Origin of the sequence: Paenirhodobacter populi (assembly GCF_004022215.1) — a bacterium.
Lineage (GTDB): Bacteria > Pseudomonadota > Alphaproteobacteria > Rhodobacterales > Rhodobacteraceae > Rhodobacter > Rhodobacter populi.
In genome coordinates this window covers 1-12,742 of the sequence record NZ_SAUZ01000032.1, presented here as the reverse complement: position 1 = coordinate 12,742, position 12,742 = coordinate 1, and the positions used below count along the sequence as shown (strand labels likewise).

Here is a 12,742-nt window from a genome sequence, read left to right as displayed (position 1 = left end):
ACATGGACGCGCTCGACCAGCTCAAGTCGAAATATCTGGACGGGATCGCGCAGGCCCCGGACGAGGCCGCGCTGGAGGATCTGCGCCTCGCGGCCCTTGGCAAGAAGGGCGAGATCAGCCTGAAGATGCGCGAACTGGGCGGCATGTCGCCCGAGGAACGCCAGACCACCGGCGCCGCGCTGAACCTGCTCAAGACGGAAATCGACGCGGCCCTGCGCGCCAAGAAGGAGGCGCTGGCCGATGCCGCGCTGGATGCGCGGCTGAAGGGCGAATGGCTGGACATCACGCTGCCCGGCCGCCCGCGCCCGCATGGCACGATCCATCCCGTGTCGCAGGTGATGGACGAGGTGACCGCGATCTTCGCCGACATGGGCTTCGCCGTGGCCGAGGGGCCGCAGATCGAAAGCGACTGGTATAATTTCGACGCGCTGAACATCGCCCCCGAGCATCCGGCGCGGCAGGAACACGACACCTTCTTCATGGCGCGGGCCGAGGGCGACAACCGCCCGCCGCATGTGCTGCGCACCCATACGAGCCCCGTGCAGATCCGCGCGATGCAGGAACGCGGCGCGCCGGTGCGGGTGATCGCGCCGGGCCGCGTCTACCGCATGGACATGGACCAGACCCACGCGCCGATGTTCCATCAGGTCGAGGGCATGGCGATCGGGCGCGACATCTCGATGGCCAATCTGAAATGGACGCTGGAGGAATTCTGCAAGGCCTTCTTCGAGGTGCCGGATGTGGAACTGCGCTTCCGCGCCTCGCATTTCCCCTTCACCGAGCCTTCGGCCGAGGTCGATATCCGCTGTTCCTGGGCGGGCGGTCAGCTGAAGATCGGCGAGGGCGACTCGTGGCTCGAAATCCTCGGATCGGGCATGATGCAGCCCAAGGTCCTTCAGGCCGGCGGCATCGACCCGACCCAATGGCAGGGCTTCGCCTTCGGCATGGGCATCGACCGGATCGCCATGCTGAAATACGGCATCCCCGACCTGCGCGCATTCTTTGAATCCGACCTGCGCTGGCTGCGCCATTACGGCTTCGCCGCGCTCGATCTGCCGACTGTTTTCGGAGGGCTCTCCAAATGAAATTCACCCTCTCCTGGCTGAAAGACCATCTCGACACCACGGCCACCTTGGCCGAGATCGCCGATACCCTGACCGACCTCGGGCTTGAGGTCGAAGAGGTCGTGGACCCGGCGGCGAAGCTCGCGCCCTTCACGCTGGCCAAGGTGCTGCATGCCGAAAAGCACCCCGATGCCGACCGGCTCCGGGTGTGCAAGGTGCTGACCGACGAGGGTGAAAAGACCATCGTCTGCGGCGCGCCCAACGCGCGTGAGGGCATCACCGTCGTTCTGGCGAAGCCGGGCGACTATGTGCCCGGCATCGACGTGACGCTTGGCGTCGGCAAGATCCGCGGCATCGAGAGCATGGGCATGATGTGCTCGGAACGCGAGCTGGAGCTGTCCGAGGAACACAACGGCATCATCGAGCTGCCCTCGGGCGAGGTCGGCGAGAAGTTCACCGACTGGCTGGCCGAGAACCGCCCCGAGGCGATCGACCCGGTGATCGACATCTCGATCACCCCGAACCGCCCCGATGCGCTTGGCGTGCGCGGCATCGCGCGCGACCTTGCGGCGCGCGGGCTTGGCGTGCTGAAACCCCTGGAGATCGAGGCCGTGCCGGGCGGTTTCCCGTCGCCGGTCCGGCCGGTGATCGACCCCGCGCTGAAGGCCAGGGGCTGCCCCGTTTTCGCCGGCCGGCTGATCCGCGGCGTGACGAATGGCGAAAGCCCCGACTGGCTGAAACAGCGGCTGGAGGCCATCGGGCTGCGGCCGATCTCGGCGCTGGTCGATATCACCAACTTCTTCACCTACGACCTGAACCGCCCGCTGCATGTCTTCGACGCGGCGAAGGTGAAGGGCGATCTGTCGATCCGCTTCGCGCGGGAGGGCGAGGAGATCGTCGCGCTTGACGGCAAGACCTATGCGCTGCACCCTACGATGATGGTGATCGCCGATGACAACGGCGTCGAAAGCATCGCGGGCATCATGGGGGGCGAGGCCTCGGGCTGCACCGCGGAGACCACCGATGTCTTCCTGGAAAGCGCCTATTGGGACCCGATCACCATCGCGGCGGCGGGCCGGGCGCTGAAGATCACCTCGGACGCGCGCTATCGGTTCGAGCGCGGCGTCGATCCGGCCTTCACGCTGGACGGGCTGGAACTGGCGACGCAGATGGTGCTCGACCTCTGCGGGGGCGAGGCGTCGGATGTCGTGGTGGACGGCGCCATTCCGGATACGTCGCGCGCCTACCGGCTGGACCCGGCGCGGGTGATCAGCCTCGTCGGCATGGACATCCCCGAGGCGGAACAGCGCCGCACGCTGACCGCGCTCGGCTTCACCTTCACCGGCGACATGGCGCATGTGCCAAGCTGGCGCCCCGACGTGCTGGGTGAAGCCGATCTGGTCGAGGAGGTGGCCCGCATCGCCTCGCTGACGAAGCTCAAGGGCATTCCGATGCCGCGCGAGACCTCGGGCGTGCCCGGCGTGATCCTGTCCCCGATGCAGGTGCGCGAGAAAACCGCGCGGAGGACCATCGCGGCGCTCGGCTACAACGAATGTGTCACCTACAGCTTCATCGACGCGGCTTCGGCGGCGCTCTTTGGTGGCGGGGCAGAGGCGACGCGGATCGAAAACCCGATCTCGTCCGAGATGACGCATATGCGCCCCGATCTGCTGCCCGGCCTGTTGCAGGCGGCGGCGCGCAATCAGGCGCGCGGCTTCGCCGATCTGGCGCTGTTCGAGGTCGGCCCCGCCTTCGCGGGTGGCGAGCCGGGCGAACAGGCGTTGCAGGCGACGGGGCTGCTGGTCGGCGCCTCGGCGCCGCGCGATCCGTGGGGGTCGCGCCGCTCGGTCGACGTCTACGACGCGAAAGCCGATGCCGAGGCGGTCCTGGCCGCCATCGGCGCGCCCGCCCGCGTGCAGATCAACCGCAAGCTCGACGCTTGGTGGCATCCGGGCCGGGCGGGGAACATCGCGCTCGGGCCGAACGTTCTGGCGACCTTCGGCGAGGTTCACCCCAAAGTCCTGCGCGAGATGGGCGTGAAGGGGCCGGCGGTCGCCTTCACCATCCGGCTGGAAAACGCGCCCTTCCCGAAGGTCAAGACGCCCACCCGCCCGGCGCTGGTCCTGTCGGATCTGCATGCGGTGGAACGCGACTTCGCCTTTGTCGTCGACACCACGGTCGAGGCGATGACGGCGGTGAACGCGGCCCATGGCGCGGACAAGGCGCTGATCGCCGGGGTTTCGGTCTTCGACCAGTTCACCGGCCCGAAGGCCGAGGAACAGATGGGCGCGGGCAAGAAATCGCTGGCCCTCTCGGTGCGCCTGCAGCCGAAGGACAAGACCTTGACGGATGCGGAGATCGAGGCGGTTTCCGCGAAGATCATCGACAAGGTGTCGAAGGCGACGGGCGGCACCTTGCGCAAATGAAGGACTTGAAAGGCCCCCGCGGGGGCCTTTCACCTTGTGGCAAGCCGATGCTTGCCCTGACCGGCCCATGGGGTAGATTGCGCCCATGAAAGGCGGACCATGCAAGGCGAACCCCGATCCCGTTTCCTCACCCTGCCGAACCCCGAGGCGACCGATGATTTCGGCCGCAGGATGGCGGATATCCTCCGCGCGGGTGACGTGATCCTGCTCGAAGGGCCGATCGGCGCGGGCAAGACCCATTTCGCCCGGGCGCTGATCACCGCGCGGCTGGCGCGGCTCGGGCGGCGCGAGGATATTCCCTCGCCGACTTTCACCCTCGTGCAGACCTACGATGCGGAACCCGAGATCTGGCACGCCGACCTCTACCGCCTCACCCATCCCGACGAGGCGGTGGAGCTTGGCCTTGAGGACGCCTTCCAGGCGGCGATCTGCCTGATCGAATGGCCGGAGCGGCTGGGATCGCTGCGGCCCGGCGATGCGCTGGTGCTGACCTTCGCGCCGACGGACGATGGCGCGTCCCGGCAAGTGACGGTCACCGGGCCGGCGGCATGGATGGCGCGGCTCGCCGATGTGGTGCCTGCCCATGACTGACGCGATCGACGCCTTCCTCGCCGCCGCCGGCTGGGGCGATGCCGTGCGCCGCGATCTGGCGGGCGATGCCTCGGCCCGCCGCTACGAAAGGCTGTCGCGGGGCGCGGACCGGGCGGTTCTGATGATCTCCCCCTCCCCCTCCGAGGTCACCCGCTTCGCACAGGTCGGCAGCTGGCTCTTGGACCACGGCTTTTCCGCGCCGCGCATCTTTGCGATGGAGGCGGGCGCGGGGCTGATGCTGATCGAGGATCTGGGCGATGACCTGCTGTCCGTCCTCCTCGCCCGCGCGCCGGACCGCGAGGCCGCGCTTTACGCCGAGGTCACGGCTTTCCTTCTGGCGCTGCACCGGCTTGAGCCGCCCGCATTCGTCGCGCCGCTCGACGGCCCGGCGCTTGGCCAGCTCACGGAACTCACCGCCGAATGGGCGCCGGTCCTGTCCACGGATGCGGCCCGGGCGCTGCCCGAGGCCATCGCGTGGCACCATGCGGGGCTGAACGATCTGCCGCCCGTGCTGTCGCTGCGCGATTTCCACGCGCAGAATGCCCTCTGGCTGCCGGATCGGACGGGCGTGGCGCGGCTCGGCCTGCTCGACTTTCAGGATGCCGTGGCGGCGCATCCGGCCTATGATCTGGTCTCGGCGCTTCAGGACGTGCGCCGCGCCGTCTCCCCGGCGACCGAGACGCGCGAGATCGCCCGTTACACGGCGGCGCGCGGGCTCGACCCCGACCGTTTCGCCGCCGCCTATGCGCTCTTGGGCGCGCAGCGGGCGTTGCGGATCCACGGCGTCTTCGCCCGGCTCTGCCTTGCGGGCGGCAAGGCGCATTACGTCGATTTCATGCCCCTGAACTGGGCGAACCTGAGCCGCGATCTGGAACACCCCGCGCTGGCCGATATTGCGGCGCTGGTCCGCGCGGCCTATGCCCCGCCCACGCCCGAGATGATGGAAAGGCTGAAAGACCGATGCGCGACATGCCCGACGCCCTGATGCTCTTCGCCGCGGGCTTCGGCACGCGGATGGGCGCGCTGACGCGGCACCGCCCCAAGCCTTTGGTCGAGGTGGCCGGGCGCCCGCTGATCGACCATGCGCTGGATCTGGTGCGGGGGGCGGGGATCGCGCGCATCGTGGCGAATGTCCACTACCTCGGCGATCAGGTCGTGCGGCATCTGGCGGGGACGGGGGCGGCGATCTCGGACGAAAGCGACCGTATCCTTGAAACCGGGGGCGGGCTGCGCAAGGCGCTGCCGCTCTTGGGGCCGGGGCCGGTGTTCACGCTCAACACCGATGCGGTCTGGAGCGGGCCGAATGTCCTGAGCGCCTTGCGCGCCGCCTGGAATCCGGCGCGGATGGGGGCGCTGCTGGCGCTGGTGCCGGCGGATCGCGCCATCGGTCACGGGCCGAAGGGGGATTTCACCGTCGCTCCTGACGGGCGGCTGACGCGCGGGGGCGATTACGTTTACACCGGCGCGCAGATCATCGATCCCGCCGGTCTGGCCGACATCCCCGATCCGGCGTTTTCGCTCAACCTCCTGTGGGACCGGCTGGCGGCTGAGGGGCGGCTTTACGGCATGATCTATCGGGGCGACTGGTGCGATGTGGGCCATCCCGACTCCATCCCGCTGGCCGAGGCGATGACCCATGTCTGAAGGCCCCGTCTTCGCCCTGCCGATCGGCGTCGATTTCCCGCGCGAGCTGGTCGCCGGGCTGATCACGCGCATGGAGCATGAACCGCCCGAGGCGATGGCGCGGCTGCGGCTCTACCTCAACTCCGGCCGGATGCAGCGCCGCGTGCGCGAGGAATTCGACCGTCATGGCGCGCGGTTCTTGCCGCGTCTGGGGCTGATCGCGGACCTTGCGCGGCTGCCCCGGCCCGGCGTGCCCGCTGCGGTGCCCGCGCTCAGGCGGCGGCTGGAACTCGCGCGTCTTGTCGCCGGGCTGGTGGCGAAGCTCCCGCAGTTCGAGCCGGGCGCCGGGGTCTTTCGTCTGGCCGACAGCCTCGCCGATCTGCTGGCCGAGATGCAGGACGAAGGCGTGCCCCCCGCCGCGCTGGAATCGCTCGACATTCAGGACAGCCATGCCGTCCACTGGCAGGCGAGCCTGAACTTCATCCGCATCGTCGCGGGCTATTTCACCGATGAGGCGGAACCCGATGCCGTCGGCCGCCTGCGCCGCATCGTCGAGGGACTGGCCGAGGACTGGGCCATCGCGCCCACGAACGACCGCATCGTCATCGCCGGATCGACCGGATCGCGCGGCACCACGGCGGCCTTCATGCGGGCGGTGGCGGCGCTGCCGAACGGGATGATCGTCCTGCCCGGTTTCGATTTCGACATGCCGGATTTCGCGTGGGAGGCGCTGGATGCCGGGCGCATGCCGATCGAGGATCATCCCCAATACCGCTACCGCACCCTGCTGCGAAAACTCGGCACCGCGCCGGATCGGGTCGGCTGCTGGACCGATACCGCGCCGCCCGCGCCCGCCCGCAACGGTCTGATGTCGCTGGCTCTGCGCCCCGCCCCCGTCACCGACCAATGGATGACCGAGGGGCGCGTGCTGCGCGGCCTGCCCGACACCTGCGCGGACCTGACCCTGATCGAGGCGCCCGACGAACGGCGCGAGGCGCTGTCGCTGGCCCTGATCCTGCGCGAGGCCGCGGAAAACGGGCGCAAGGCCGCGCTCATCACGCCGAGCCGGATGCTGACGCGGCGGGTGTCGGCGGCGCTCGACCGCTGGGGCATCCTGCCCGACGACAGCGCGGGCGCGCCGTTACAGCTGTCGGCGCCGGGGCGTCTGTTGCGGCATGTGGCAAAGCTGCGCGGCCAGCGGCTGATGATCGAGCCGCTGCTGATCTTGCTGAAACAGCCGCTGACGGCGACCGGCTGCGGGATGCGCGGCGACCATCTGCGCTTCAGCCGCGAGCTGGAGCTGCACCTGCGCCGCAATGGCCCGGCCTTCCCCGACCGCGCCGCGCTGAGCGATCCGAAATGGACGAAGGGGGAGGAGCCGCGCCGCCTCTGGTCCGACTGGGTGGCGGATCTGCTGGAACGGTTCCCGCTGGCCGCAACCGCGCCCCTGCCCGATTGCATCGCGACGCATCTCGACCTCGTGGCGCGGCTGGTTTCCGGCCCGGGCGGCAGCATCGGTGCCAGCGGGCTCTGGCAGCAGGAGGCCGGGGTGGCCTGCCGCCAGATCATGGACGACCTGTCCGCCGAGGCGGATCACGGCGGCCAATACGGCCCCGCCGATTACGCCGATCTGCTGGACACGCTGTTCGGCGCGGTGCAGGTGCGGCAGGCGCAGGCGGTGCATCCCGATATCCTGATCCTCGGCACGCTGGAGGCGCGGGTGCAGACCGCCGATCTGGTGCTGCTTGCCGGGCTGAACGAGGGAAGCTGGCCCGAGGCCCCGGCCCCCGATCCGTGGCTCAGCCGGCGGATGCGGCTGGATGCCGGGCTGTTGCTGCCGGAACGGCAGATCGGCCTGTCGGCGCATGACTTCCAGCAGGCGGCGGGGGCGGCGCAGGTGGTGCTGTCGCGTTCACAGCGGGCCGAGGGGGCGGAAACCGTGCCCTCGCGCTGGCTGAACCGGCTGGTGAACCTGCTGGGCGGTCTGAAGGAGGGCGACGGGCCACAGGCTCTGGCCGACATGCGGGCGCGCGGCAAGGCTTGGGTGGATATGGCGATCGCGCTGGAACAGCCGCGCAACCGGGTGCCGCCCGAGGGCCGCCCCTCGCCCCGGCCCCCGGCACAGGCGCGGCCGCGCGAATTGCCGGTGACGACGATCCGCACCCTGATCCGCGATCCCTATGCGGTCTACGCCCGGCGGATCCTGCGGCTGCGTCCGCTCGACCCGCTGCGCCCCGAACCCGATCCGCGCCTGCGCGGCGAGGTGCTGCACGAGATCGTCGAGACCTTCCTGCGCGACCGCCCCGCCGCCGAAACCCTGCCTGAGGCCGAGGCCCGCCTGCTGGCCATCGCGCGCCGCATTCTGGATGCCCGGATTCAATGGCCGAGCGCGCAGGCGATCTGGTATGCCCGCATCCGCCGCATCGCCGCGCGTTTCGTCGCCGACGAGGCCGCGCGCCTTGCCGCCGGCATCCCGGTGGTGATCGAACAGCAGGGGAAGGTGGCCCTGACCGCCTCGGCCTTCACGCTTTCGGCCAAGCCCGACCGGATCGACATCCTGCCCGACGGTTCGGCGCATCTCTACGACTACAAATCCGGCAAGCCCCCCACCGATGCCGAGGTGCTGCATTTCGACAAACAGCTGTTGCTGGAGGCCGCGATGATCGGCAAGGGCGCCTTCGACCGGATCGGCCCGCGCCGGGTGGGGGCGATGACCTATATCCGGCTGGGTGGCGAGGGCGAGACCCGCGACCTGCCGATGGATCAGGCCGATATCGACGTGACATGGGCCAAGTTCGAGCGGCTGATCGCGCGCTATCTGGACCCGCGCACCGGCTATACCGCGCGCCGCGCGCTGCAATCGGTGCGCGACCGCAGCGATTACGACCATCTGTCCCGCTTTGGCGAATGGGAGATGAGCGACCTGCCCGATACCCCCGGCGGCGAGGTGACCGAATGACCGATCTGGCAACCGAACGGCAGATCCGCGCCGCCAGCCCCGGGCAATCGACCTGGCTTTCGGCCAATGCGGGCTCGGGCAAGACCAAGGTGCTGACCGACCGCGTGGCGCGGCTGCTGCTGAACGGGACGGAACCGCAACGGGTGCTCTGCCTGACCTACACCAAGGCTGCGGCGAGCGAGATGCAGAACCGTCTGCTGAAACGTCTGGGCGAATGGGCGATGCTGGACGATGCCAGCCTGCGCCGCGAATTGCTCAAGCTGGGCGAGGAAGGCGAGGTCACCGCCGACCGGCTTGCGCAGGCGCGGCGGCTGTTCGCGCAGGCGATCGAGGCGCCGGGCGGGCTGAAGATCCAGACGATCCACTCCTTCTGCGGCGCGCTCCTGCGGCGGTTCCCGCTGGAGGCCGGGGTGCCGCATGGCTTCGCGGAGCTTGACGACCGTTCCGCGGCCGAGCTGCGTTCCGACATCCTCGAAGACATCGCCTCGGGCCCCGATCGCGGGGTGCTGGACGATCTGGTGATGTGCTACGCGGGCGAGGATCTGACCGCGCTGATCGGCGGCATCACCCGCCATGCCGATGCCTTCGTCCCGCCGCCGGGGCGAGACGACGTTCTGGCGGCGCTCGGCCTGCCGCCCGGTTTCACGCGCGACGGTCTGCTGCCGATGGCCTTCGATGGCGGCGAGAAATCCCTGTTCGACAGCGTGATCCCGGTGCTGAAGGCGCAGTCGGCGACGATGAAGACACTGGCCGCGACGCTCTCGTGCGTCAACCTGACCGCGCCCGCCCGCACCGATCTGGAACTGCTCTACGATGCGCTTCTGAAAAAGGATGCGACGGCCAAGACCGCCTCGATCCCCACCAAGGTGGCGGCGCGCGAGATGGGCGAGGATCTGGTCGAGGACCTCCATGCCTTCATGGAGCGGATCGCCGCGGTGCGGGCGGCGGAATCGGCACTGGTGGTGGCGGAACGCTCGCTGGTGCTGGCCCGTTTCGCCGGGGTGTTCCTGCCGCGCTACCGGGCGCGCAAGGCGGCGGCCGGATGGCTCGATTTCGACGACCTGATCGAGCGGGCCGGGGCGCTGCTGTCCAGCCCCTCGGTCGCGCAATGGGTGCTGTTCCGGCTCGACGGCGGGATCGACCATATTCTGGTGGACGAGGCGCAGGATACCTCGCCCGGCCAGTGGCGGGTGATCGAGCGGCTGGCCGACGAATTCACCGCGGGCGAAGGCGCGCGGGATGAGCCGCGCACGATCTTTGTCGTGGGCGACCGCAAGCAGTCGATCTATTCCTTCCAGGGCGCCGATCTGCGCCGGTATGAGGCGATGCGCGCCCATTTCGCGCAGAAATTCGCGGTGATCGGGCGGCCCTTGCAGGATGCGGAACTGCAACATTCGTTCCGCTCCTCGGTCGCGGTGCTGCGGCTGGTGGATCTGTCGTTCTCGGCGGGCGGCTCGGTGGGGCTCGGTGGCGTGCCGGAACATCTGGCCTTCTTCGGCGCGATGCCGGGGCGGGTGGACCTGTGGCCCGCCGTCGCCCCCGCCGATACGGACCATGAGGATGACTGGGAAGATCCGGTGGATCAGCCCGGCGCCTCGGATGCGCATGTCGTGCTGGCCCGCACCATCGCCGCCGAGATCCGCGCCCTGATCGACGCGGGCACCCGGATCCTCGATGGCAACGACCCGCGCCCGGTGCATGAAGGGGATTTCCTGATCCTCGTGCAGCGCCGGTCGGTGCTGTTTCAGGAAATCATCCGGGCCTGCAAGGCGGCGGGGCTGGCCGTCGCCGGGGCTGACCGGCTGAAGCTGGGGGCCGAGCTGGCGGTGCGGGACATCACCTCGGTCCTCGCGTTTCTGGCGACGCCCGAGGATGATCTGGCGCTGGCCGAGGCTCTGCGCTCGCCGATCTTCGGCTGGACGGAAGGGCAGCTTTACGACCTCGCGCAGCCGCGCAAGGGCTATCTGTGGCAGGCGCTGCGGGCCTCCGGGCGGGTGGATACGCTGGAAATCGTGCAGGATCTGCTCGACCACACCGATTTCCTGCGCCCCTACGACCTGATCGAGCGTCTGCTGAACCGCCACGGCGGGCGCGACCGGCTGATCGCCCGTCTGGGGGCCGAGGCCGAGGACGGGATCGACGAGCTGATCGCGCAGGCTCTGGCCTATGAGGCGACGGAAATCCCCAGCCTGACCGGCTTCCTCGGCTGGCTCGGCGCGGATGAGATCGAGGTGAAGCGGCAGCTTGAGAATGAGGGCCGCACGATCCGGGTGATGACGGTGCATGGCTCGAAGGGGCTGGAATCGCCGATCGTGATCCTGCCGGATACGGCCAAACCCCGCGCCCCCCGCAGCGGCGAGCTGTATCCCGCCGACAACGGCGCCGTCCTGTGGCGCGGCGGCACCCCCGTCGCGCCCCCCGCCTTGCAGGCCCTGCAGGAGGCGGAAAAGACCCGCATGGCCGAGGAACGGATGCGGCTTTTGTATGTCGCGCTGACGCGGGCCGAGAAGTGGCTGATCGTCGCGGCGGCGGGCGAGGTCGGCGCGGGCGAGGAAAGCTGGTATTCCCTCGTCGCCGAAGGCATGGAGCGCGCCGGTTTCACCGAGGTCGCGGCCTGTTCCGGCGCGGCGCAGGCGCTTGGCCCGGTGCGGCGCGTGGCCTATGGCGACTGGCCCGATCCGGCGCAACCGGGCGCGCCCGGGGTGGCCACCGCGCCGCCCGCCCCCCTGCCGGACTGGACCCGCACCCGCGCGGCGGAGCCTTTGCGCCCGCCAGCCCCCCTGTCGCCCTCGGACCTCGGCGGCGCCAAGGCGCTGCCCGGGGAAACCGAATTCAACGACGACGAGGCCTCGAAACGCCGCGGGCGGCAGTTGCACCTGCTGCTGGAACACCTGCCCCTTGCCACGCCCGAGATGTGGGAGGGGATCGCGGCGGATCTGCTCGGCTCCGGCCCCGACCGGGCGGAGCCTGACGAGATCGCGGCGATCCTGCCCGTCGCCGCGCGGGTGGTGGAGGTCGTGCGGCAGGCCGGCTTCCTCGGCCCCGATACGCTGGCGGAGGTGGAGATCACCGCCGATCCCCCCGAACTGGGGGGGCAGAGGCTGCACGGCACGATCGACCTTTTGCGGGTGACGGAGGATCGGGTCTCCGTCCTCGACTACAAATCCAACGCCGTGGTGCCGGGGACGGCGGATCAGGTGCCGGCGGGTCTGGTGCGCCAGCTTGCCGCCTATCGCGCCGCGCTGCGGCAGATCTATCCGGGGCGCGCGGTGGATTGCGCGCTCGTCTGGACCGCGACCGGCACGATCACGACACTCCCGGATGCACAGATGGACGCGGCCCTGCGCACAATGCCCGTCCCTTGACGGTTGGGGGGGCGGGGCATACCTTTTACCCAACTGCATATTCAGGAGACCGCAATGGCTACCGTCAAAGTCACCGACACCACCTTCGAGGACGAAGTGCGCAAGTCCGACGTGCCCGTCATCGTGGATTTCTGGGCCGAATGGTGCGGCCCGTGCCGGATGATCGGCCCCTCGCTCGAGGAACTGGCCGAGGAATACGGCGACCGGATCAAGATCGCCAAGGTCAATGTCGACGAAAACCCCGACAGCCCGGCGCAGCTTGGCGTGCGCGGCATCCCGGCGCTGTTCCTGTTCAAGGACGGCGAGGTCGTGTCGAACAAGATCGGCGCGGCGCCCAAGGCCGCGCTGAAGGCCTGGATCGACTCCGCGATCTGAAACGATGAACGAAGGGCGCCTCCGGGCGCCCCTTCGCACCGAAAATCCCGGCGCGCGCCGATCGGGAAACCGCTGGACCCGCAATCAGCGCCCATCTGAACCGAACCCGCCGTGAGACCACGCCTTCCTGCCGTCGTTTTTCCATAAATATCCCGGGGGTGAGCGCGGAACGCGCGAGGGGGCTGGCCCCCTTCCACCCATCCGCCCGCATCCGTGAGTTCGGTTTTGAAGCCGGCTTCGGAGACTGCCTCATAACCGAAGCGACCCGCGAGAGTGGATGGAAGAGGGGGGGGGGGGGGGGGGGGGGGGGGGGGGGGGGGGGGGGGGGGGGGGGGGGGG

At 69.5% G+C, this 12,742-nt stretch carries 8 protein-coding genes; all 8 read left to right on the top strand.

Annotated features, from left to right (window positions below):
- Window positions 1-2 precede the first annotated feature (2 nt).
- Window positions 3-1,085: a phenylalanine--tRNA ligase subunit alpha gene (pheS, locus tag D2T30_RS19925; protein ID WP_128180381.1), complete on the top strand. Its 1,083-nt coding sequence runs from the start codon at window positions 3-5 to the stop codon at window positions 1,083-1,085.
- Window positions 1,082-3,490 carry a phenylalanine--tRNA ligase subunit beta gene (pheT, locus tag D2T30_RS19920; RefSeq protein ID WP_128210265.1) on the top strand — a complete coding sequence of 803 codons (2,409 nt, stop codon included), beginning with the start codon at window positions 1,082-1,084 and terminating at the stop codon, window positions 3,488-3,490. Before pheS ends, pheT begins: the two co-directional genes overlap by 4 nt.
- A 99-nt stretch (window positions 3,491-3,589) precedes the next feature.
- Window positions 3,590-4,081 carry a tRNA (adenosine(37)-N6)-threonylcarbamoyltransferase complex ATPase subunit type 1 TsaE gene (gene tsaE, locus D2T30_RS19915; protein ID WP_128210264.1) on the top strand — a complete coding sequence of 164 codons (492 nt, stop codon included), beginning with the start codon at window positions 3,590-3,592 and terminating at the stop codon, window positions 4,079-4,081.
- Window positions 4,074-5,066: an aminoglycoside phosphotransferase family protein gene (locus D2T30_RS19910; protein ID WP_241651352.1), complete on the top strand. Its 993-nt coding sequence runs from the start codon at window positions 4,074-4,076 to the stop codon at window positions 5,064-5,066. Before tsaE ends, D2T30_RS19910 begins: the two co-directional genes overlap by 8 nt.
- Complete coding sequence (locus tag D2T30_RS19905; RefSeq protein ID WP_128210262.1) at window positions 5,042-5,725, top strand: nucleotidyltransferase family protein; 684 nt, start codon at window positions 5,042-5,044, stop codon at window positions 5,723-5,725. The genes D2T30_RS19910 and D2T30_RS19905 overlap by 25 nt, the downstream gene beginning before the upstream one ends.
- Window positions 5,718-8,663: a double-strand break repair protein AddB gene (gene addB, locus D2T30_RS19900; RefSeq protein WP_128210261.1), complete on the top strand. Its 2,946-nt coding sequence runs from the start codon at window positions 5,718-5,720 to the stop codon at window positions 8,661-8,663. The genes D2T30_RS19905 and addB overlap by 8 nt, the downstream gene beginning before the upstream one ends.
- A complete protein-coding gene (gene addA, locus D2T30_RS19895; RefSeq protein ID WP_128210260.1) occupies window positions 8,660-12,028 on the top strand; it encodes a double-strand break repair helicase AddA in 3,369 nt (1,122 codons plus the stop codon). The genes addB and addA overlap by 4 nt, the downstream gene beginning before the upstream one ends.
- 54 nt (window positions 12,029-12,082) lie before the next feature.
- On the top strand, window positions 12,083-12,403 hold the full coding sequence (gene trxA, locus D2T30_RS19890) for a thioredoxin (protein WP_128210259.1): 321 nt from the start codon (window positions 12,083-12,085) through the stop codon (window positions 12,401-12,403).
- The last annotated feature ends 339 nt before the right edge of the window (window positions 12,404-12,742 follow it).